Origin of the sequence: Microcystis sp. M049S2 (assembly GCF_020245625.1) — a bacterium.
Taxonomy (GTDB): Bacteria; Cyanobacteriota; Cyanobacteriia; order Cyanobacteriales; family Microcystaceae; genus Microcystis; species Microcystis ichthyoblabe_A.
Map to the genome: position 1 here is coordinate 1 of NZ_JADBUN010000251.1, position 23,831 is coordinate 23,831.

The following is a 23,831-nucleotide window of genomic DNA, read 5'->3' on the forward strand; positions in this document are numbered from 1 at the left end:
ACAGGGGGGATAAATTTAATGATTATCAAACTCTAGAAAGTTTAGAGGAATATGTCTTAGTCAATAGTAAACACCAACGAGTAGAAACTTTTCGACGGGGTGAACAGGGTTTATGGATTCTGCAAACCTATCAGCAAGAAACTTTTAGTTTACAGAGTATTAATATGACGGCATATTTTCGGGATTTATACGAGGATGTTACCCTAGAAACGGTTAATTATTCCGTGGAAGAAATAGAATAAATCATTGTTTTTTACCGGGGGGAATAAAACGGATTTCAATTCTGCGTCTGCTTGCATCTGCGTCACGATTAACCGCAGCTAATTTACCCGATGGGAGGTATAACTGTCCTGCGGAAAAAGCTCGAAATTTGACGTTTTTGAGTTTACCTGTGCTTTCGATTTCTTGCACTACTGCTAAAGCTCGCATTAATCCTAAATCAGTGTTAGAACCGGGTACTAGCATTTTAACAGATTGTTTTCTGCTGGCAACCGATTCGATATTTTTATCGAGATTACTTGTCTGCTGTATTCCCTGTCCGTCGGTGTGTCCAATTACTTGAATAAAGTCGATTTCTCTGTCTTTGGTAATGGTTTCGATAGCGGGAATAATGCGCTGACGAATATAGGTTTTTAAAGCGGGGTTTAATTCAGCACTTCCCGACTGAAATTTGAATTTTCCTGATTTTTCATCGATAACTATCGGGGTTGCTGTTTGCAGTTTTCGGTTAGCTTCCTCCAGTTTGCTGATGAGATTATAGGACTGAAAAAGTGCCAAGAGGAGAAATAAACTCAGAATCATGAAAGCATTGGACATTAAATCGGTAAATGCGGGATAAACATCCACCGATTTATCTTCATCCCGGTAGTAGGTACGTCTAGACATAATTGCTTAGAATTTGTTAGTGAAGTTATCAAATATAGTCTTAATCCCCTTCTCAACATCTTTTTGAGGAGGATTAGGGATTGGCTTAAAAAGTTCTTCCATCTCATCCTTAAGTTTTTCTATCTTATCCTTTAATTTAGAAAATTCAGAAAGTTCTTCCATCTTATTATTTAAGTTAGAAAATTCAGAACGCATATCGTTAATTTTCTCCAGTTCTGCTAAACATTTGTGAATTTCTCCATAGATGTGTTCAATCATTTTTTGATTTGATTTATTTTCCTTAGCGATAACTTTCTCTAACTTATCTCGCAAAGATTCTAAGTTAGCAGTTAATTGACTGGTGTTGGTGTTCACTGCGTTAATTACTTGAGAAAAATCTGATTTAAGGCTGCCAAATTGATTGGCTGTTTTCTCAATAGATTGGGAAACTGCTTTTAATTGTTCTGAGTTCTTAGTTAATTTATCATCAACTACCATCCCTAAGTTATTGCTTAAAAGGTTTAACTCAGACTGTAAGCTTTCCTTGACTTGAGTAAGTTGCTCTGTCACTGTATCAATTAACTGAGACAAGTTAGCATTAGTCACATCGAGATTATTACTAGAGCGCTCAATTGCATGAGAAGCAGTGAGAATTTTATCGGAGGTTTGGGAGAGTCTTTCATCGAGACGATTGATAAGTTGGTTTCCTAATTGTTTCGACTCGGAGTTAAAACTGTCTTGATAGGTTTTCACGGTTTCGATTAATTTTACTAATTCTCCCTGGATGTTAGATAACTTTTCTTGTTCGGTGACTGAGCGTTGCTGATTTTGTTCTAGGATTGTCTCAGATTTTTGATTCAAGTCAGTAATTTTTATTCCTAACTCAACCATAGTTGTCATGGAACGCTGGAAGTCTTGAGTTAAAGAAGCTAGAGATTGAGTTGATTGGTTTAAATCTGTAGTAGAATTGGCAAACTGTTGATGAGCAGTCATTAAATCTGCGGTTGCTTGCACTAACTTATCGGCAAATTGACTACTTTCGATTTTTTCGGAAGCTTCCAGAAAACCTAGCGCACTATTTTGTAATTTTTGAGAAGATTCTTGGATATTTAAATACACTTGTTCTGCTAAATCGTTAGCTCTTTTATTACTGCTGATAATCTCCCCGATATTCTGCTCTAGTATTGCAGTGGATTGAGAGAATCTCCCTTGAGTTTCTGCTAAACTAGCGGTAAACCTTTCGATATTACCAGAGAAGTTACTTTTTTCAATTAACTCTGATGCTTGTTTAAAAAGCAGTACACTATTTTTTAGTTCCTGAGAGGATTGTGTAAACTCTCGGTTTGCTTGCGTGATAATTGGTACTTGCTCGTTAAGTTCAAAAGCTGAACGCTGAAAAGTCGTCGCACCAGTAGATAAAGTTCCCGCAGTTTCAGTTAATCTTTCACAAACCTGGGTGACTAACTTAGCAGTTTCCTGATTACCATCAGCAATTTTTTTAGCAACTTTCTCTAAAGAAGATTCTAATACTCTCGTCACCTCAGTATGAAAGTTAGTCAGAAATGCTTGCTGTGTATCCACCATGCGATTAACCGCTTTATCCAAGCGACTATTCCCTTCTACAGTCGGCTGCAAGATGTTATCTAAATAGTCTTCTAGGGAACTAATTAGATTTACTTTAGCAAGGTTGGTGTTAAAGATTAAGTTAATCACAGTCAGTAAAGAACTACAAGCTAAACCAATTAAGCTAGTGATAAAAGCAATCCCCATACTTTCTAGGGGAGTTTTGAGCTTTTCTCCTAAACTTTGCACATCGACATTATTAATATCGATAAGTGTGCTGATTCCCGTCAGATTGAGAGTAATTCCCAGGAAAGTTCCCAACAAACCAAAAGCGAGGAGGAGATTGGGTAACACTCTTACAAAATAATCCCATTTCTCGCAACTAAGAGATTTAGACATGAAAGTAAATTTTTCTTCATGGTATAAACTATCCACCAAAGCTGCGGTATTAACATCATCTAGTTGACGACTGGCTTCATCAAATCTCTTCGCTAGATTTAGATTAGAGATAATTTTAGGTATCTTCTCGGAACTTTTTCCCTCAATTAAGTCCTTTAAGTCCTTGACTGTAATTTTCTTCCGAATTAAATCCTTGACTTTTACAGTTGAATCTTGGAGATATTTATAGAGAGTCATCCGGATTCTCACAGCTAAGACGGTGGGAAAAATAACCAAGACTAGAGTTAAAAGAATCAGATAGGGGGGAAAAAGGTTAAGTAATGCCATGATAGTTATTAGATACCTCGAATTGTGGTTGATAGAGAGAGTTGGGGGTGAATGTTTCCTCAGATAGCTGGGGAAACATCATTAAGATTGATTAATTTTATCATTCATCAGTAGTGCTAACCTCTGGGGGTAAACTGGGTTGACTACTGTTATTATTTGTTCCCAGTAAAGTTTGTTGCTTTTGCTGTTGTTTGTCTAGTTTTTTCTGTTCAGCAGCACGTTTTTCTAGTTCCATTTTCAGTTGATTAACAAAACGGGTGATAATTCCTTCTTTTGCCTCCTGTTGAGCATTTCCATCTTGTCCAGCTACCTTATTCTTGTAGCGAGAATTGGGGTGATGGTCAGGTAAATTTTTGACATTGTTGACAAAATAGCTGACGTTCTGGAAATAATCACCCTCGTTAGTAAATAATAGAGGAGGATTAGCCAAAATCTCATTTTTTGCCTGATTAAGCAGTGCCTGTAAAGCATTAATCAGGTCATTACGATAAGCAAATTGTTCTAAGGCAAGTCGCCAATTACCGCTAATGTCAATAATGGACTTATTGTTAAATAAATCGCCTTCGATGACTAATTGATAAGTATCATCTTCCTCATCGTATTCCAGTAAACCGAGAGCAATTGCGGGATAGAAAATAAACTCTAATTCCTCAATTAATTTTGCAGGTGGTGGGATAATATCAGCAAAATCTATCCTGTAATCATTGTGTAAAATGCTGATTCTCTTTTGGTCTTGATAGATTTTTTGTAACCCAGATAAATCAGTAATGATTCTTAGGGGAAACCCACCAAACTCGTAGGTAATTAGGATTTCTTCGTCCGTTTGAATTGATTCAAAAGAAGTCCCCAGATTAATATTTAAATCAGATTCAAGAGTCTTCATAAATCTTTGCATGGTGGGTGAATTATCATCCTTAGTCCCAATTAGTAATTTTTTATCTGGATGCAAGCGATAGTAAGCATCATTAACATTTATCGGTAACATTAAATCAGCTTCTCGCAGAATTTGCGCCAAGCGTTCAGGAAAATCATGGGGTTTATATTGACCCATAAATCGCTTAATTACTGCATCAATTTTATTAGTGCTTACTGATTGAAACTGTTTCTCGATTGTTGCTGTTAGGGTCTCTTTGAGAGTTTCATTATCAATAACAAAAGATTGGCTAAATAAACTGAATAGGGAAGCATTATAGCCTAAATTATTGGTGACTTTTTGGCTAACGGAAATGTATTGAGTTCGGGAGTTACTGTCAGGGATACAGTTATCAATATTCTCCTCTGGGAAAATACCTTCCCCAGTCATCTCGTCGAGATTTAACTGCATTAACTCCTGTTCGTATTTATCGTATTCTGTCATTAGCTGATATAGGGATTCTTTCAGTTGTTGTATCTGCAGCATTCGACTGGAAATATGCTTGAGAATCGCTTCAACAATCTTTCTAGATTCGCGATTGATACTGAAATTAAAGTTATGCTGAATTAATTTTTGTCCGCTTTGAATGTAGTCTCTTAACTCGGCCTTGATTCTCTCACTATTGGCATTTTTATTGAACATCTTGAAGACAGACTTTTTGCCGTTTATATCTTCGAGAGTTTGTTTAACATTTAGCCAAATGTTATCAATTTTTTCCGAGGAATGAAACCCTTTATTATCCTGAGATAATTCCTCTAGATTACCCTTGTAGGTATTAATCTGTACTTGTAAAGCGACCAAAAAAGATAGGCTATTTTCCAAAGAAAATTCTAGGCTATCAGGATTAAGAAGAATCTCCAAAAATTGGTCAATATCTGACTTAAATTTTTCGATTAATTTAGGTTGAGTTTGTTGGGTCAGAGTTAACCAGATTCCGCGACTGCTATCCGTTTCTCCCCCCTGTACTTTACGAAACTCTTTTTTTAGGGATTGCTTGACGGTTTGGGGTAAATTCTCCAAATCTTGACTATTGGATATTTCTTCCTCTAGGGAATTTTTCCAAGCGGTTAAAGTCTTGGAAAAAGTTTTATTATTCTCTAGGGTTGCTTCTTCCAATCTGGCAGTAAAATAATCCTTATTACTTTGGGTACTCCAATTAGCTAGGAACTTACTTAATAACTCTTGTCCACTGGGACTTTGACCATATCCCTCTAACCAAAATTTAATTAATTTGAGACTAAAACGATTGAGACCAATCTGCACAATTCGGTCGCGAGTAAAATAAATCCTCGCTAGTCCAAAGGAGATATAACCTTGACACATCTGAAAAGGATGATTATCTTTACGAATCATCGGGTCTTTATAGTTATCCCGATTTCTTTTGATGGGGAGAGATAACTCATCGGCAAAATCCAAGAAAATCTTGTAAGCAATGACATTACATAATTTACCTTTATTATTAATCTGGTAATCTCCCGCAGTGCGATTAGAAACTAAGTAGGCAAAATCAAAAGGAGAACGTTTTTCATCGATGTGGACGAAATTTTGTTTATCATAACAGACTTGAAAGGAATTACTTTCATTGGTATAATGATCTAACTCTTTCAAAGCTGCATAGGTATTAGCTCTCATAATTGCCCCATCACCATAAAGTTTAGGACTAATTACCAAATAACCAAAGGATGTATATTCGGCGGTTTGTTGTAAAATATGACGCAAAGTGTAGGCCACATCGAGGAAAATACCGCTACCAGTTCCCCCACACAAAGAACCGACAACAAAGACATTTAAACCCTCTTGGACATTAAAACTTTGACCGTTAACTTTACCGCTAAACATAAAGGATTCATGACCAGAAGTTCGTCTTTCCGCTGCTTCAATTGCCTCTTGAATTTTTTGATAGTTATGGAAGAAAGCTAAACGACCGACGGGACGAATACCTCCCGCACCATTTTCAATGGCAGTTATTTGTTTTTTTAGTCTTGGGTCTAACCAGCTTGCAATATGGGAAAAGGGACTTTCAAAAAGAGTTTTGTGTTCAAGTTCATAGGTGAGATTGTTAACATCCTGAGCATTCATATTAATGAATACTCTTTCAGCAGCTGATAGAAGAATTTCTTCCCCGTGATAGCTATTTCCTGTGGGTAAACCCGAACCATTGAAAGCATTTTTGTCTGTGTCAATATGAACAAAACTGACAACGGGTAGGTTAGATAACTTCCCATACTTATCAATAATAAAGCGACGAATTCTCATCAACACATCTCGACCAGTACCACCTAATCCGATGATAATTGTCCGTTTGATAGCGCGGGTTTGACTGGTGTTAGCCATGGTTTAAATCTCCTGAGTTATTTTTTGCTAATCTGAATTTGTAGGTCGAAATCTTGATGGTTATGGTGATAGGTTAAAGTCAGGTAATTTTTATCTATCTTCACCTCCTGAGTTAGTTGATTACCTCGATAAAAAATCTCTGCTTGTTTAGTGGGTTTCAGATATAACTGATTGCCGCGTCTTTCTAAATAGCAGCGAATTTCTTCCCCTGCATGAGAAAAGGTATTCTTCTTATGTTCTTCACCACCGATGTTAATTCTTTCGGATGTTTTTAAAATATATTTTTGGGTTTCATCTTCATCATCATTAGAGGAGACTTCAATAGTCCAAGCAGTATTTAACAGCAACCAATGACGAATTCCCAAAATACTCGCTACTATTCCCCCAATTCCCATTAATGTAATTACCAATGCTGGCAACCATAACTGACTCAAGAGATAAGGATTAATCAAACAGGTTTCTTGTCCTCCTGGTGCGGGAGTGCAAAACTCTTGTGCTGTGGGAGCAATATCGACCACTGATAGTTTATATTTATTGCCGTTAGTGGCAGTAATTTCTTGGGTTCTTAGATTAATTGGTAGGGAATTAAGCCAGTTTTGTCTCTCCAAACTTTCGGGAGAATTAGCAAGACGAAAAGGGCTATTTTTTGGGGTTTCTATCCACTGTTGTGAAGTAATCCCCGCAGCAGTAGAAAGGGGTGCATCGGTAATCCAAACTACCGACTGGGGTTTGATAGCTTGATTGGCAGTTAAACGACACTGATTTAAGCGTGCCAGTCGAGTATAAACGTGCCATTCTGCTCGCTGAATATCGGTATTTTTAGCACTTTGGCTAGATTGCCAAGGAATCGCTTTTAAAACCGCGTCTATATCTTCCTGACTCCGAATTAAAATCGGTTCTGCAATCGGTTGGATATTATCAGCAAAGGGGACTAAATAAACGGAATCGTTATTTTTTAAACTATCGCGAATAATTTGACCGAGGCGCGTGCGTCCTTCATCATTAAAGTTAACACTACCGGTAAGATCGATCGCTAGGATAACATCTCGTCCCTGCCAACGAGCCACCAAATCTAATCCCAGTTTTTGCCAATCGGTAAGCGGTTCACCGGGGGATACCGTTAAACATTCAGCACTTTTCATCTAACCTCGTCCGAGAGTGAAAAATTGAGCTTATCCCTATTCTTGCCCCATTGTACTAAAAAAGTTAATACTTCTTAAAAGTTTTTTTCGCTTTTATTCTCGATTTGCCCTAGGTCATTGTCAATAGTAACCATAGACTAAAATAAATTTTAAAGTTAAGCTGCCCGCGCATTTAAATTGCTTGTTGAGATAAGGCACTCTTGCAAGGGGGAGATTCAGAGGTTAAAATGGGTCCTAGCTTATCATCTAACCACCTAATCCTAATTCTCGTCTGAGCAATTGAATTGATTTATCCCCAATATAATTATCACTACAGATAATTTCTGGCAGACGAATTAAATCTGATCGCACTTCCTTAATCAGATTTTTAATTAAAGTATAACTCGCTTGATCACTGATAATTGTCTGGGAAGTTCGAGCTAAAACTTTTAACTTATCCGTTTCATGAATTTGGGCAGACATAACTAATAAATCATCGCCCCGTAAACTATGAATTAAAATTTCGGCCACCTTAATAATACCGGTGCTAATACTGACAATCCCCAAACGGCTATCGGTGGGTAATTTTTTGATTAATGCCAATTCCTTGCTGTAATCGTAGATATCGATGGGAATGACTCGCAGCTGAAAAGGAGCAGCAATTTCCTCCGCCACACTGATAAAATAGCGACTGGTGACAACAGTGGCAGATTTAGTATTGGCTAAAACTTGGGCTAAATCCTCCATTGCCACTAATTGGACGGGAATTTTGAGGGATTGCTCTAATTCTCTTAACATTAGCTCCCCTGCACCCAAATCGTGACGGGGAATGGTGACAAGAACCTGAGAACTACACTGCGATCGCCAATCGATTTCCGCCAGTAATAACTCGCGAATTTGCTCTAAAGTTAAACCTTGAGCGAGAAAACCAGCCAAACTCTGGCGAATTAGTCGGCCTATTTCTGGATTTTGTTCCAATAGGGGTGAACCCGATAAATTATCGTTTTCATGCCCGCGAGCCTTGACATAAATCCCCGAACCTGCTATGGATTCTACTAACCCATCGTCTTCCAGTTGTTGATAAATTTTACTTATCGTATTACGGTGTAATCCCGTGATCATAGCTAGTTGACGGGTGCTAGGTAAACGATGGCCCGGTGGATACTGACGAGAGGCGATAGCAAAGCGAATTTGGTCAAATAATTGCTTAGAGGCGGGTATTTCACTGTCTGGCTGGATTTGGAACTGCATCGGATCACTTCGCTCACAAACTACTTTCGCTGATGCCCATTCTATCATTAGACCCTCTGCTGTAATCGGACATCTTCCCTGATCTGATGGGTTCCCGAGGCAGTATTCAGGAGCTAGAAGCAGAAAAAACCAAGATGTTATACTAAATCCGTTGAGTAACGTACAGAAAACGGGTTTCTCGGAGAAACCCGTTTTCTACTCATGCACTAATAACCGATTTAGTATTATTTATTTAAACCAGAAAAGCCACTTTTTTGCTGAAAAATAGTTAAAACAATCATTTTAATCCGTCCCTGAAATCCCACTCATGGGGTAGATAGTCAACAGCTGATTAAGGGGATTGATCCTCGTGGAGAAGTTTTAAGCGATCGCTCAAGGTTTTGGTTAAGCGGACAGTTTCCCGTTTTAGCGAATTTTGTTGATAATCAAGCACATTAATCCCTTGACCGATATTTACTGTCGCTTCGCTTCCCCATCCGGGGTAAGGCTGATTATAACTAATGCTTACCGGCAAAATCTTGATATCTGCATCGGGTTTCATGATCTTAACTTCCAACGCGATCCGCGCTACCCCCGGTTTAAGAGGATGAACCACTCGATCGCGACAGATACCCCCTTCCGGAAAAATCGCCACCATTTCCCCCGCGGCCAAAAGTTCGACACTGTGGATCAGACTACCCATACCGGGGTGATCGGTGTTGACGGGAAAACCCCCCAAACGTTGGATAAACCAACCTTGCACCCCTTTCATCTCGTTAGCGGAAACCATAAAGCGCAAATCCCGTCCACTAACTAAACGTCCCACCGCGTAGGGTAAAATCAGCGCATCCCAACGGGACCGATGGGTAGGTGCCAAGATGACACCCCCCGTTAGGGGGATATTTTCCTGGCCCGTAACCGTTATTTTGCTGAAAAAAGCTGGTAAAACTAGATAATTTCCCAGAAAATAACAAAAGCGAATTAAACAGGGATTAATTCGGGAATTGACAGCAGGACTTTTTCTAATGGTGAGGGACTCGTCAACGATAGTGCTTTGAGACATCCGAAGTGTTAGGGAAGATCGAGACTTTCTGACCACTTCTACTTTAGTCTAGTTGTCTGGGGGGTCGCTATCTTGTCCTGACCAGTTCGGCAATTGTCTTGGGGGATTAAGGGTTAGGATTGCGGTTCTACTCCCGATCCTACCGGTGCGATCGAGTTTAATTGCAAAGAGGGATGATCTTCTTTGACTTGCTGTAAATTCCACTCATTTTTGAATAATAAGACGGGACGACCCCAGTAATCTTTGACAGTTAAAGTATTAAAGAGTTTACCTGCTTTTTCTAAAGCGGCCCAACCCCCGGCTACCCAACGGGCTAAACTATAGGCTAGGGGTTCGAGGGTAGTTTCGACTCCGTACTCGCTTAAAAGACGGAATTGCACCACTTCAAACTGTAATTGACCGACGGCGGCTAAAATCGGGTCGCGTTTAAATTCATCGATCGAGGATAATATCTGTACGGCCCCTTCTTCCTGTAATTCCGAGACTCCTTTTTGAAACTGTTTGAACTTGGAAGGGTTAGGATTTCTGAGATAGGCGAATAATTCTGGAGAAAAACAGGGAATCCCTTCGTATTCGAGCTTTTTACCCATATAAATCGTATCACCGATCGCAAAGACCCCGGGGTTATTCAATCCGATCACATCTCCGGGATAAGCTTCTTCAATAACTGCGCGATCTTGGGCAAAAAGTTTCTGAGGACGGGATAAACGGATAGTTTTACCTGTTCTAGCGTGGTTTACTACCATATCCTTCTCGAATTTCCCCGTACATACCCGCACAAAGGCCACCCGGTCCCGATGTTTGGGATCCATGTTTGCTTGCAGTTTGAAGACAAAACCGGTGAAATCGGGATAGGTGGGATCAAGGACACCGAGGGAGGAATTGCGTCCTCTGGGTGGCAATCCATAGTCGAGGAAGGATTCTAGGAATAATTTCACCCCAAAATTGGTCATGGCGCTACCAAAAAAGATCGGGGTCATTTCTCCTGCGTGGACTGCTGGCAAATCCAATTCTGCACCCAATTCCGAGAGTAGTTCTATATCCTCTTTTAACTGGTAATACAGGTCTTTTTCGAGATAATCCTCAATTTTGGGGTCGCCAAGCTCGATCACGGTTTCCTGCGCCTCCTGAGAGCCGTGGGAGCGACGTTCAAACAGGTGTATGGTCTGGGTGGCTCGATCAAAAACTCCCCGAAAGCGATCGCCAATTCCGATCGGCCAATTGACGGGATAGGTTTGTAATCCTAATTCTCGCTCGATTTCGTCCAATAAATCCAGAGGTTCGCGGCCGGGGCGATCCATTTTGTTAACAAAGGTAAAGATAGGCAACTGTCGCAGTTTGCACACTTCAAAGAGTTTTCTCGTTTGGGGTTCCAAACCTTTGGCTGCGTCGATTAACATCACCGCATTATCGGCAGCGGCTAGGGTACGATAGGTATCTTCGCTAAAATCTTGGTGGCCGGGAGTATCGAGGAGATTAATCTGAAAATCACGATAATCGAACTGTAAAACCGTGGAAGTAATCGAAATTCCCCTTTGTTTTTCCATTTCCATCCAGTCGGAGGTGGCCTTGCGTTGGTCGCGTCTTGCTTTGACTGCACCCGCTTGATGGATTGCACCCCCGTATAGTAACAGTTTTTCGGTCAGGGTGGTCTTTCCCGCGTCAGGGTGGGAGATAATGGCAAAATTTCGCCGTTTTTCCAAGACAGCTTCGCTGGTTTCTAGTTCTTTTTCAATTTCGGTCGTCATTCTAATTTCGATCGCTTTCCTATCTTTCTATTCTAGTTTAGCTGGGGAGTCAGATATCTTTATGGCTCTGATTCTAGGTTAAACTCAATCCGGCTCTGTAAAACCATTTCTGCAATTACCGCTCCTCCTTTACCTTGAGCTAAAACCCGCTCAAAACGGTTGATTAATTCGGGAATATTGATCACTTCCTCTACAGATTCTAGATATCTTTCGACAATTGCCCTGATCTTGTATCTTATCTTAGCTTGCTCCGCAACTTTTTCTAAAATCTCCTCGCAAGTCTGCTCGGTTTTAACCACAAAAGTAATGGGATATTTTTGCACTTTATCAATATCTAAAAAATATTTATCAGCAGCTATCGTTTCCGTAACTTGAAAAAATCGACCTAGGGGTTTCATGACAAAATCTATCCCCCCGTCATTGGCATTTGTTCGACCAGTTTTATATAAAAGTAAGTATTCAGAGTTTAAGCGCTCAGGCGACCATCCCCAATATATTTTCTGTTCCCCATAATACTCTTTAAGAATTGCATAACTGACAATCTCAAAAACTCTAGCATCAATGTTTGGTCTGAGTAAACTCCGAATAAATTCAATGGCTCTCTGGGGATCTTGCTGTTGAATATCAATCATCTGTTGACAATAGCTGATAAATTGATTAAATGCTTTTTGTCTTGTTTGCACATAGGCATCAATTATATCTATAATCACTGGCGCAATATTAACTTGATTACCCTCTAGATAAAACTTAATTAGATTCTCATTAATCTAGTATCTATTGGTTTTAACATCTCTAATTATAGGCAGATAAGATAAGGTGGGAAAATACTTGTTAAATTCCTGATTTAATCGATGATTGAGAGCATGATTTTGTAATTTATTGCCAAAAGGAAGCTCCCTTTGCCGGCGAAAAAGTGTCATATACTGAGCGCCTTGATACTCGTCGTATCCATCCTTAAGATGAAACTCATTATTAATATAGTCTTCCACTAAAACATAAATGGCATAATGATTAGCCAATCCTGCTCGGGATTTAGAACCTCGATTAGCGGCTCTAGTTTTAATGTTCAAATATTGCAATAATTCACTAGCATTTAAAATGCTATTTCCCTGATTGGGAAAGTAATTATCGATAATTTTAATAATTATCTTGGTGAATTCATGCTTTACTATCGACATCGAAAAGACTCTCCTGTACAAAGTTAGATTCTTGTTTATTTTCGCTTTTTCTACTATAGCTTTTTTGAGGAGGGAGTAACTTTTCTCCCTTGTATTCTTGCCATCCGAGAATCCGTCGAAGACCAATTTTTAAATACTGCTCTTGTAATTCTATACTAATAGAAATTCTTCCCAAACGTTTAGCTACAGATGCAGCTGTAAAAGTTCCTGCAAATGGATCAAGCACAATTCCACTCTTGTCAGTGCTGGCCAAAATAATTCTTTCTAGCAATGATTCAGGTTTTTGTGAAGGATGATTTTCGTATTCATCCATGCGATATCTGACCCTAGGGAAATACCAAACATTGCCCGGTACTTTCTCTGTATTGTATTGACTCGGAATCGCTTTTCTATAATCAATTAGTTTTCGTTTTGCTCCAGTTTTTGCTTCTATCTTAATATCCTTTGAATTAAAAGTGTAATTATTTTTATCTTTCACACAGTGAAGTATTGGTTCATACATCGAACCAAAGTATTTTGTTGCTTGTACTCCTGAACTATCATAATGCCAGATAATACGACTAAGAATCGTCATTTTTTGTCTTAAATAAAGATCAAAGTAAGGCATTGCTTGAGTGCTGGCCATAACATATAATGTTCCCTGGGGTTTCAAGATACGAAGACACTGATCAAGAATTTGATTTGCCCAATTTATATAATCATTTTCCGATTCCCATTTGTCGTAAAAATCGGCAAAATGCTTACCTATATTATAGGGAGGATCTAGAAAAATAAGATCTACAGAATTAGAGGCAATCTCACTGGATAAAATCGGCAAAGAATCACCGTGAAATATAACTTGCTCATTAGCTTCGTATCGTTTAAACATGATCATTTTTTTAATTTAAAGTAGTTAGATTTTTACTAGGAAATGTCTCAATTTTTAACCTCCTTAGCGATTAGGATAATTGACAGACTTTATCATAAACATGAAGTATAACCTAATTTGGTATTGATGACTGACTTCTGACGAGGGAGTCCCCACAACGAAAACTTGGATTTTTAAGCCTTTAAATATTTTAAGATGAGTCAGTATCCCGCAGTCTAATAATCGGGACGAATTATTTCTAGTAAACTTCTAGCCACTGCTTCCACTACAGTGATAGGAACAGCGTTTCCGAATTGTTTTTTAGCGATAGCTGACTGTGGATGATAGATAAAATTATCGGGGAATCCTTGTAATTTACGCGCATCTTGGGGAGTAATTTCTCGAAACTTTTCCGGTTTATAGATTTTCTTTAAAAACAATTGTTTGTATTCTTGGGGATGAGTAGCGGTAATTGAAATAGTAGCAATATAATCTTTAGCACCCGTAGCGGTTAGGGTAGGAATAATATCGGCCGTCGGTAAAATAATCCGATAAATGCCGTTAATTCCCGTCATATTTTTCGAGTTAATAAATTCATACTTACCTGCGGTCGTTTGCCAACAAATACCGAGAGAAACTAACTGATTTAGTTCCTCGATTTTTAGATCGGGTATAATTTCCAAAAAAGCAGAAAAAGCCACGGGATGACCATCTTTTTCGCCATACTTTTTACTGCGTCTTAATTTCAGCAAAGCTAAACAGATACTTTTTTGTCGTTCCGTAGTTTTGATAATATCCCAAGAATGAATAGTTGTGTGGCCATTTCTTAAATCAGAAAAAATAAAGAAGTCATTTAATTCATCTTCTTTTTGAAAACGAGTTCTCGATGGAGGAACAAAACCATTAAATAAAGTATCCGCAGATAACTTGACTTTCTTAACTGGTTGAATATTCTTGATGTCTTCTAAAATATCCAAAACCTTCGGATGGATACCCAAAGGTAAAGGAAATTTAAACCGCTCATAGTTATCTATATTTTTTCTAATTCCTACGATAAAAACTCTCTCGCGATTCTGGGGTAAACCAAAATCGTAGGCATTTAATAACTGCCAGTAAACTTGATAACCACAGCTGGTTAATTCATCGATAATTAATTGTAAATTCTCCCGATTGCGAGGACTAGCTAACCCACTGACATTCTCGAAAATAAAGCTTTTCGGTTGACTTTTCTGGACTAATTTAATCACATCAAACCAGAGTTTTCCCCGGGTATCCTCAAATCCCCGTAAACATCCCGCCACCGACCAAGGTTGACAGGGAACGCCGCCGACAATAAGATCGAGATTATCGGGTAAATTGCTAATTTTACTCACATCTCCGAAAGCAATTTCATCGCTGTTGAGATAGCTAATAAAATTCTGTTGATAAACTTGGATGGCCTGTTGATCAATTTCTGAATAGCCTAAACAACGTCCTCCCAATTTCTCCAAAGCGATTCTAAACCCACCGATTCCCGCGAATAAATCGACAAAACGATACTGGGGATGGGTAATAACTAGATGTAGGGGTAATTGGGTTTGTCTGCTGACTTTAACTGTGGTTTTCAAGGGTCAATAATTCCTTTTCACCGTCTGGGAAGATGCCTATCTGTACTAATTATTTTAGTATAACTTAAGTTTTTTTTCTAGAGACCTCCTGCAAATTTCCTGTCTCCTGACTTGAAAGAGGGTGTGGGGTGTAGGGTGTGGGGTGTGGGGTGTAGGGTGTGGGGTGTAGGGTGTGTGGGGTGTAGGGTGTAAGGTGTGGGGTGTGGGGAGTTTTCTCAGTGAACTGATAACTGATAACTGATAACTGATAACTGATAACTGATAACTGATAACTGAATCCTAACCCAACGGTAGATGTGGGATTTTTGCAGGAGATCTATCGAGTCGAGGAATACTCGTAGTCTTCGATAATGTGGAGAAGTCGCATAGCTGAACTACAGGATTCTTCTAAAATTTCCTGTTTCTCCTGAGAATCTTCGATTAAATCTTCAGATACTAGACGCAAAGAACCTAAAAGACTATTAAGACTGCTTCTCGCTTCGTAGGATAAATAAGCTTTTCTTTTTTGCTCATCTTCCCTATTCTTAGAGTCAGCCTCTTTGCTATCACTAAATTGCAGAGCGTGTAAATGGGCATAATGACCACCTTGAGCTAATAATTCCTCATGATTGCCGATTTCTGCCACTTTTCCCTTGTCCAGCACCACAATTTGATAGGCTTTTTGAACAGTGGAAAGACGGTGAGCGATCACAAGAGTAGTCCGCTCGCGACAGAGTTCGTCGATCGCTTCCTGTACTAAACGCTCAGAAATTGTATCCAAAGCACTGGTAGCTTCATCGAGAATGAGAATATCCGGATCTCGCAGTAAGGCACGAGCGATCGCTAATCTTTGTTTTTGTCCTCCCGAAAGTCTCACTCCCCGATCGCCAATTTCCGTATCCAGTCCTTCCGGCAGTTTGCAGATAAACTCGTAGGCATTCGCCCTTTTTGTCGCCTCTAAAATTTCTGCATCACTAACATCGCTTAATCCGTAGGCAATATTAAAACGGAGAGAATTATTAAAGAGAAAAGTGTCTTGACTGACTATTCCCATCGCTTTTCTCAAAGATTTGATCTCATAATCCCTTAAATCTTGACCATCAAAAAGAATCCTCCCGGCTATAGGATCATAAAAGCGTGGTAATAAATCAGCAATTGTCGATTTTCCCGCCCCCGAAGCACCAACAAGAGCGATCATTTTTCCTTTTGGAATCCAAAGATCGATGCCCTTGAGAACTAATTCTTGATGACCAGGATAGGAAAATTGGACGTTATCAAAATGAATACCTGTCTCTAATCTTTGATAGGGAATAGAGCCATTAGTCATAAATGGTTTATTCTCTCGAATGAGAAAATCCGCTACCACCTCTACTGCTGAAACATCACCTACTAGACTACTCCTAGCACTGTTAATTTGACTAACCATCGGCAAGGCCCGGAAAAGTACATAGAGATAGGTCAATAAAATTGTTGCTAAAGCTTGCAGTTGTTCATTAAAAAGATAACGACCAGCAATAATAATTAAAGCGATAATAACAACTCCACCTATTTCATTAAGCGGGGCGATTACAGCATTATTAGTCTGGGCATCTAAACCCGCTTTCTCCCGGGCTTCGATATCTTCCACAATAGATTCTAATTCGTATCTCTCATTGCCTACCGCTTTAATTAGACGAATTCCCGTTAACAGTTCCAACAGTTTATTAGTTTGCTGTTTAGCCGTTACGGTGATAATCTCTCCAAACTTTTTTGATCTCTTGACAAAGTATTGATTAAGCAGACCTAAAAGGCCACCCAAAACACTAGAAAGAATAGTTAATTGCCAAGAAATTGATATTAAAATAGCCAAGTACATGAAAGCTGTGGCGATGACCTTAATCAGGTTTATGTAATTTCTAATTGATGCTACAGCCCGATTAATCTCGGACATAAAACGATTAAAAATATCTCCTATTTTACTTTTTACATAATAATCTATATCCACTTCTAGCAAAAGAATAACTGAATCAATTCGCATATCTTTTGCCATAATTAAAGACAAGTAAGTGCCTAGCCAATTACTGACAAAATTGGTAATATGCTTGAGGATTAAAATTAATAATATCGCCGCAAACATCCAGAAAAAACGAGTATCGACCGAGAAAATCTCAAAAACTGAGAGCAGCTTTTTGATAAGTTGGGGGGCATTTTTTAAGAGATCATTTTCGGGATTAATAAAAGAAATTAGCAAAGGGATAACTAAAACAGTTCCTACCCCATTAAATATGGTACTGGCAAAGCCTATAATGATGCTGGAAACCACTAATATCCAGTGTTTCAGCGTATATTTAAGCAGAATTTGATTAGGATTCATCGCAAGTAATAAAGTAAATAGTCAACGGTCAATTATCCTACTCGCCAGACTCTAATATTTCCCTTCCAGAGAAGTAATTAGGCGAGAAAGAGTTGTCGCCATGGCGGTGGTACTATAGGAGGCGATACAGCGCTCTCTCGCTTTTAGTCCTCGTGCATTAGCCGAGTCGAGATGATTAAAAACTTCGCTAATCATAGCAGCTAGTTGCTCTGGCGATCTAGGTTCGACTAAATAGCCAATATCAGCTAAAATTTCGGGTATATCTGCCACTTTAGTGGAAATAATCGGTTTAGCCATCGCCATACCATCGGTGAGTTTAATCGGAAATTGGGCGTTAGCCGTAGCTTCATCCCTCTGGGGAACGATAATAGCATGGGCAGCGGCGATAACTTCTGGCATTCGCTCGATCGGTTGAGCAGGTAAATGAATTAACCAAGGTTGACCTTTTTCTAGCAAACTATCCAGATAACCATCCCCGATTTGGCGACCTCCCACCAACACCAATTTAAAATCAGGATCACCAATTTGATCTAAAGCGATTAAGACATCTTCTAAACCTTTGTGGGGTCTAGCTGTACCCGGGAACATTAAAACTTTATACGCGGATAAACCGTATTTTTGACGACAAGCGACAGGATCGTAGAGATTGGGATCGAAAAGTTGCGTATCCTTGCCATTCGGTAAATAAATCCCCCCATAACGCTTTTGCAAAAATTGATTATTAACCGTCACTGCATCAGCGCGGTTAATTAAATTTTCCATCCAACGCAGATAAAGAGGGTGATTCGGATCCCTAAGCGCACCATTTTTTTTGAGGATATCCCTAGCTAATTGTCGAGGATAAGGACGATAGGACCATCGATCGCCACCAAACCAACTCATTTCCCAATCGTCAATATCAAGAATTAGGGGACGTGGGGAAAAAAAACGTTTCAGTAAACCGATGCCGAAACTGGTGGGACGGGGTTTAACCGCATAGATAATCTCTCCAGAGATGCGATCAAGTAAAGTCTTGATCTGGCCAAAAAACTGGGGATAATTATTGCCTTTGACCGATACCACGGGTAAATTCCCCGGTGGGGTGGGATAGATTTCCCGGCCAAAAATCGGACCATAAACCGTCACCTGACAGTTTAGCTGTTGCAAGACTTGAGCAATCAAATAGACTCTTGTGCCACCACCACCGGATAAATCTGGTGCTAAAACAGAGATTTTTTTGTTCACGATCGCCGCTCAATCCAGATTATCTAGCACGATAGGAGAATGTTAATCGATGTTAACGTTCTTGTCAATCTTAGGCGAACTTAACATTAATGCCACCGGAGATAGACTAGACAAAGAAAACTAACATATAGATTGCCGAGACGACTAACTGAGTAAACATCACTGGTAAACCGTAGCGCAGAAAGGTATGAAAGCTAATTTTGCCCCCGTGTTGTTCGGCGATGCCGGCGGCGACAATATTAGAAGAAGCCCCCACTAAAGTACCATTACCCCCTAGGGTAGCTCCGTACATCATCGCATAGAAAAGCGGTAAAACTTCCGGGGGAAAAGAACCGGCATAATCGGGAGAAAGAACCTCCGTCCCGACTAAATTAACATTAACAAGGTACTGTTTCAGTAGTGGAACCATGGCCACCACTAGGGGAATATTCGGAACGACACTGGAAACAAGTCCGACAAAAAACAGCAAGACTAGAGAACCTAAAAAGATATTTTGGCCTAAAATTATCGCCAGAAGTCCCGATACACTATTAACTACGCCAGTTTTTTCTAAGCCGCCAATTAGGACAAAAATTGACATAAAAAATAATAGGGTACTCCAGTCCACATCCCGGAGAATATTATGCACCGTATCGATTTTCGATTGCTGGGCTAAAAGTAGGGCTAAAGTGGCCCCCATCAAAGCAACGGCCGCCGGAGAAATGGGTACGGGAAAAGATTCACCAACGACGAATAAAAATAAGACCAAAAAGACGATAATTCCCCCCACCGCCAAGACGCGAGGATGATTAATCTTCGGATGGGGTAAGTCTTCTAAATGCTCGAATTTTGTCCGCCAGATTTTGGGGAATAACCAAGGTAACATAACCAGAATGGTAATCACTGCCAAGGCACCACCTAAACTTAAACGCTGTAGGTATTCCATGAAGGTGATATTAATAGAATCACCGACGATATAAGTAGCGGGATCACCAACAATCGTTAATAACCCGGAACTGTTGGCCACGAAAACCATCAGGATTAAGAGCGGCACAAAATCCACGCCTATATCTTGAGCTAGGGGGGGAATTAAAGGTGCTAATAACATCACCGTGGTGGCGTTGGGTAACACCGCACAGATTGGGGTAGTAATGGCGACAATTCCTATTAGTAATAATTTGCCCTGTCCCTTGGCTAAAAGCACCATTTGTGCTGCTAAATAATCAAAAATTTTCGTTGGTTCAAAGGCTCTTACTAACACCATCACCCCAAAAAATAGGGCGAGAGTGGCATAACTACGACTGATATAACCCACCGCTTCCTGGAGAGTCATGATATGGGTAAAAACTAAGATTAAAGCTCCTAGTAAAGCCGCTACGGTAATATGAAGCCACTCGAACATAATAACCACAATGACTGCAATAAAAGTCATCGCAGCAATCCACATTGGTAAAGATTCCAGCATTTTTGATCCTGTTTTTACTCTTGGTTTCTCGATACAACTAAAAGTTTGCTCGAAAAATGTACAGCAAACTCATAGAAAATATGGTTATCTACGGAAAATCTTAAAATTGTTGTGATCGGTAAGCTGATATGAGAATCTCCATAAACAATGTCTCCTGTAAGTTATGACTATCAAGTAGTACCAGCGACATAACTGAACCGATCAAGACATTACTAGGAATGTAGTGATGTTTCAGTCTTCCCCCCCACGCCGACGAAGTTAGCTGACGGGCTAGGATAGAGAGATATCCTTTTCTAGGCTAAAAAATCTAGAAATACGCCCCAAATATGGTTCCTCCGCTCCGAATTTGTCTAGCTAATATCTAGCATAGAAACTTGGATTAGGCTGACTTACTCTGTTTAGTGATCCACCATAGCATACTAACCCAAAAAAAACGATATAGCCCTATACCAGACCTATCCTGTCGGTTATCCCCCGGGTTGCTAGGATAGAACAATGATAAGCTAATAGCTAACGACTGACCGCCATAGCAGCCACAACAGAAATTTCTATGAATAGAAGACCTCGTTATACTCCTCCTCGATCGCGTGATCGTGATTATGAACGCTCCTATGGCGATGACTCCCGCGCTTCGTCCCCCGGAGGCCTATTGGCAAAATTAAACTATGCCATGATCGCCTTGATTGGTGGTATTTTTGTACTAGGAGTGGGTCTCGGTCTGGTATTCAGTTCTACTGCCAATTTTAGCCCCGAAAACGTCGCTTCCCGGGAAGTAATCGATCGCAGCGCCCCCAATGCGGAATTATGCGTGCAGTTTGGGGCCAGTGCCATTGTCACCGATTTGCGGGTTTATGTCACTCTTAACCCCTTTAATGTTTTTGTTACCCAACCAGTCATGCAACCCGGTTGCGTTTTGCGACGCAATAACTGGTCAATTTTAGAACAACAAAAATTAGTCGATGGACAGCAGGTACAAAGTTGTAAAAACCGGATGAATACCTTTGGTTATACCGGCCCCTTGGAAGGCAAACCGAAAATCGATTGTATCTTCCAAAATGAAGCCGGTGGTAATCTTTTTGTTAATCCCGCCGGTGCTGTTGGTCCCAGACCAGATACAGATAAATTCTAAACCGGAAAATATCTTTCTCCTGACTGCTGACTTGAAAAAGGGTGTGGGGTGTGGGGTGTAGGGTTTTACCCATTTTCAGGGGGTCAATTACCTAATTTTCAAGGAAAAAATCCCTAAATTTTTCCCCCCCGATCACTGCAAGGGCTGGCACTTTTGGATTTCAAAAAAGCCTAAAGATATTATCCAACAAGGTTTTTAGATTTATTCAGCCAACCCTAATCAACCGGAACAATTTTTGATTTTTACAAGAGGTCTAATGACTTAGCCATTGGGCTGTAGTCACAACAAAAATCCCGCCAGCTTTTTTAAAAAAAGGCTGAATTTTATCGATCAGACGACCAAGTTGTTCGTCACTATTACAAACCGTCATAATGTAGCTACCACTGTAATCACAATCCAAGTCATCACAGGATAAACCTCGATCGCCTTTTCCCGAAGTATTGCCAAAGACGGTATAACCGGAAACTCCGACAACATCAAGAACGCTTAAGGTTTCTTCCAGAAAAGCATGACTAACAATTATTTCTACTTTTTTGACAGTTTGTAAGGAAGGATGCGGGGATTCAAACATGGTAGTTAAGTACAAAAAGGACAAGTGAAAGAGAAAACTTTTGACAGGAATTATTTAAAAACCGCCTGGACTTTTAGACTCCACAGCCAATGATTTTGATCATCTCTAGGTACAGAGGAATACCGATGATGATATTGAAAGGAAAAGTTAAAGCCAAGGCCATAGAAACGTATAAACTAGGATTCGCTTCGGGAACAGTCATTCTCATGGCCGCAGGAACAGCAATATAAGAGGCACTGGCACACAAAACAGCGAATAATAAAGCATTGCCCTGTTCAAATCCGAGAACCTTAGCGATGAGAATCCCCACCATAGCATTGATAACGGGAATGAACACCGAGAAACCGATGAGAAAAGAACCAGTTTTGCCTAATTCTCGGATTCTTTTCGCCGCCACTAATCCCATATCCAGGAGAAAGAAAGTTAACGCACCATAAAAAATCTCTTGAGTGAAAGGTTCTAATTTTTCCCAACCTTTTTCCCCCGTGAGCATACCAATAATAACACTACCGACTAAGAGAAATACCGAACCATTTAAAAAGGCTTCATGTAAAACTTTTGACCAAGAAAACGCTTCTTCTTCACCATTTTTCTCTTTAAAGACTCGCACCAGGATTAAACCCACTACAATCGCCGGCGATTCCATTAAAGCTAAGGCCGCTACCATGTGACCGCCATAGGAAATATGAAGTTTTTCTAAAAAAGAACTGGCGGTGATGAAAGTAACGGCACTAATGGAACCATAGGCTGCTGCGATCGCTGCCGCATTGGCACTATCGAGTTTAATTTTCAGGATAAAGAAAGTGTAAATGGGAACGATGCAAGCCATAACCACAGAGGCAATCAAAGTTAAAGCGATTTGGTTATTGATGCCACTTTCCGCTAGTTCATAGCCTCCCTTGAAACCAATCGCCATCAAAAGATAGAGAGAAAAGAGTTTAGGCAGTGGTTGGGGAATCTCTAGGTCGGATTTAAAAAATACTGCCAGCATTCCTAAGAAAAAGAACAAAACCGGCGGATTGAGAATATTGAACAGGATTAAGCTGCCATCCATAGGTTTGCGTACATTGAGTTATTCCAATCTATACTATTCAATTTTGAGAATACTGGCAAAATGTTAAGAACCAGATTAAAACGCTTAACGATGGCCGCCCAAAAAATGCCGTCAGCTTTTCTCCCCTCTCCCTTTTCCCTTTTCCCCCTCTACAATAGGGCTTTTGTAAAAACCAAAAATTGTTGCTAGGGTTAGGAGTCAGGAGTCAGTAGTCAGGAGAATTAAGAATGAATAATAATCAGTTAAATAGTCTATTTACACACTTTATGCCATTTAATCCTTATTTTTGCCGTTTTTGAATCCTGAAAAACTAATTATGCAAGAGGTTTAATAATTACTCGCAGCCAGAAATAAGTTGGTTCTTATCATACTTTGTGCTTTTTGTCAAAAAAACTTTTCTTTTGCAATAAAACTACATAAAAAAAAGATCATCGTTGTGGGTGAAATTGACTCATTTACCCGCCTTAATTAGGATTACCTTCTAGGTGTGGCAAGGGTTTCAGCCATTGCTGCCCAAAAAAGCACAAAACAACCCATTATGAAATTCAGTAAAATCGCTGTAACCATGATAACATCGTTGTTAAATAAAAATCTTTCTCAATTAATTTTTAAGAATTTATAAATATTGCGGAATGTTAATTTAAATATTTTCAAGTTTGTGGAGTCAATAAATAACTTTTGCTTATCTTTGACCAACATTGGGTTAGGAGTCAGTTATCAGTTATCAGTTATCAGTTATCAGTTATCAGTTATCAGTTATCAGTTATCAGTTATCAGTTATCAGATGTGAGTTTTCAGTTCACTGTTTACTGTTTACTGATCACTGAAAAAAGCTTCTCCCCACACCCCACACCCCACACCCCACACCCCACACCCCACACCC

The 23,831-nt window shown here is 39.7% G+C and carries 16 protein-coding genes, 1 pseudogene and 1 riboswitch; of the genes and pseudogenes, 2 read left to right on the forward strand and 15 right to left on the reverse strand.

Annotated features, from left to right (window positions below; all coding sequences use genetic code 11):
* Positions 1-242, forward strand: a 242-nt coding sequence (locus IM496_RS19565; protein ID WP_287662988.1) for a Uma2 family endonuclease, incomplete at its 5' end; no start/stop codon positions are given.
* Between the two features lies 1 nt (position 243).
* Here IM496_RS19565 and IM496_RS19570 read toward each other — a convergent pair.
* The 13 genes and pseudogenes from IM496_RS19570 to IM496_RS19635 all read right to left on the reverse strand — a co-directional run bounded on the left by IM496_RS19570 (position 244) and on the right by IM496_RS19635 (position 20,194).
* Complete coding sequence (locus IM496_RS19570; protein WP_002796527.1) at positions 244-885, reverse strand: OmpA family protein; 642 nt, start codon at positions 883-885, stop codon at positions 244-246.
* 6 nt (positions 886-891) lie between these two features.
* Positions 892-3,153 (reverse strand): methyl-accepting chemotaxis protein, encoded by a 2,262-nt coding sequence (locus tag IM496_RS19575; RefSeq protein WP_287662990.1) that lies wholly within the window; start codon positions 3,151-3,153, stop codon positions 892-894.
* A gap of 100 nt (positions 3,154-3,253) precedes the next feature.
* Positions 3,254-6,400 (reverse strand): tubulin-like doman-containing protein, encoded by a 3,147-nt coding sequence (locus IM496_RS19580; RefSeq protein ID WP_287662991.1) that lies wholly within the window; start codon positions 6,398-6,400, stop codon positions 3,254-3,256.
* A gap of 17 nt (positions 6,401-6,417) precedes the next feature.
* Positions 6,418-7,542 (reverse strand): vWA domain-containing protein, encoded by a 1,125-nt coding sequence (locus tag IM496_RS19585; RefSeq protein ID WP_287662992.1) that lies wholly within the window; start codon positions 7,540-7,542, stop codon positions 6,418-6,420.
* Between the two features lie 246 nt (positions 7,543-7,788).
* A complete protein-coding gene (locus tag IM496_RS19590; protein WP_194017383.1) occupies positions 7,789-8,820 on the reverse strand; it encodes a GntR family transcriptional regulator in 1,032 nt (343 codons plus the stop codon).
* Positions 8,821-9,103: 283 nt separating this feature from the next.
* The gene (locus tag IM496_RS19595; RefSeq protein WP_194017385.1) at positions 9,104-9,814 is read right to left on the reverse strand and encodes a lysophospholipid acyltransferase family protein; all 711 of its coding nucleotides are present in this window, start codon (positions 9,812-9,814) and stop codon (positions 9,104-9,106) included.
* A 113-nt stretch (positions 9,815-9,927) separates the two neighbouring features.
* Positions 9,928-11,562 (reverse strand): peptide chain release factor 3, encoded by a 1,635-nt coding sequence (gene prfC, locus IM496_RS19600; RefSeq protein ID WP_002732604.1) that lies wholly within the window; start codon positions 11,560-11,562, stop codon positions 9,928-9,930.
* Positions 11,563-11,621: 59 nt separating this feature from the next.
* Positions 11,622-12,740 (reverse strand): annotated as a pseudogene (locus IM496_RS22535) (restriction endonuclease).
* On the reverse strand, positions 12,721-13,608 hold the full coding sequence (gene yhdJ / locus IM496_RS19615) for an adenine-specific DNA-methyltransferase (protein ID WP_194017387.1): 888 nt from the start codon (positions 13,606-13,608) through the stop codon (positions 12,721-12,723). Before yhdJ ends, IM496_RS22535 begins: the two are co-directional and overlap by 20 nt.
* 215 nt (positions 13,609-13,823) lie before the next feature.
* Entirely contained in the window at positions 13,824-15,194 is a 1,371-nt protein-coding gene (locus IM496_RS19620; protein WP_287662994.1) for a DNA cytosine methyltransferase, read from the reverse strand.
* Between the two features lie 316 nt (positions 15,195-15,510).
* Positions 15,511-17,526, reverse strand: a complete 2,016-nt coding sequence (locus IM496_RS19625) for an ABC transporter ATP-binding protein (protein ID WP_287662995.1) — start codon at positions 17,524-17,526, stop codon at positions 15,511-15,513.
* Between the two features lie 51 nt (positions 17,527-17,577).
* Positions 17,578-18,750 (reverse strand): glycosyltransferase, encoded by a 1,173-nt coding sequence (locus IM496_RS19630; protein ID WP_194017287.1) that lies wholly within the window; start codon positions 18,748-18,750, stop codon positions 17,578-17,580.
* Positions 18,751-18,856: 106 nt separating this feature from the next.
* Complete coding sequence (locus IM496_RS19635; RefSeq protein WP_194017289.1) at positions 18,857-20,194, reverse strand: ArsB/NhaD family transporter; 1,338 nt, start codon at positions 20,192-20,194, stop codon at positions 18,857-18,859.
* A gap of 232 nt (positions 20,195-20,426) precedes the next feature.
* Positions 20,427-20,556: riboswitch (cyclic di-AMP (ydaO/yuaA leader) on the reverse strand.
* A gap of 188 nt (positions 20,557-20,744) precedes the next feature.
* Here IM496_RS19635 and IM496_RS19640 point away from each other — a divergent pair.
* Positions 20,745-21,323 (forward strand): DUF3172 domain-containing protein, encoded by a 579-nt coding sequence (locus tag IM496_RS19640; RefSeq protein WP_002801669.1) that lies wholly within the window; start codon positions 20,745-20,747, stop codon positions 21,321-21,323.
* Positions 21,324-21,576: 253 nt separating this feature from the next.
* Here IM496_RS19640 and IM496_RS19645 read toward each other — a convergent pair whose 3' ends face one another.
* Both IM496_RS19645 and IM496_RS19650 read right to left on the reverse strand, forming a co-directional pair.
* Positions 21,577-21,894: a P-II family nitrogen regulator gene (locus IM496_RS19645; protein WP_194017291.1), complete on the reverse strand. Its 318-nt coding sequence runs from the start codon at positions 21,892-21,894 to the stop codon at positions 21,577-21,579.
* A gap of 73 nt (positions 21,895-21,967) precedes the next feature.
* Positions 21,968-22,948, reverse strand: coding sequence for a sodium-dependent bicarbonate transport family permease (locus tag IM496_RS19650; protein ID WP_110579217.1), 981 nt, complete (start codon positions 22,946-22,948; stop codon positions 21,968-21,970).
* Between the last annotated feature and the right edge of the window lie 883 nt (positions 22,949-23,831).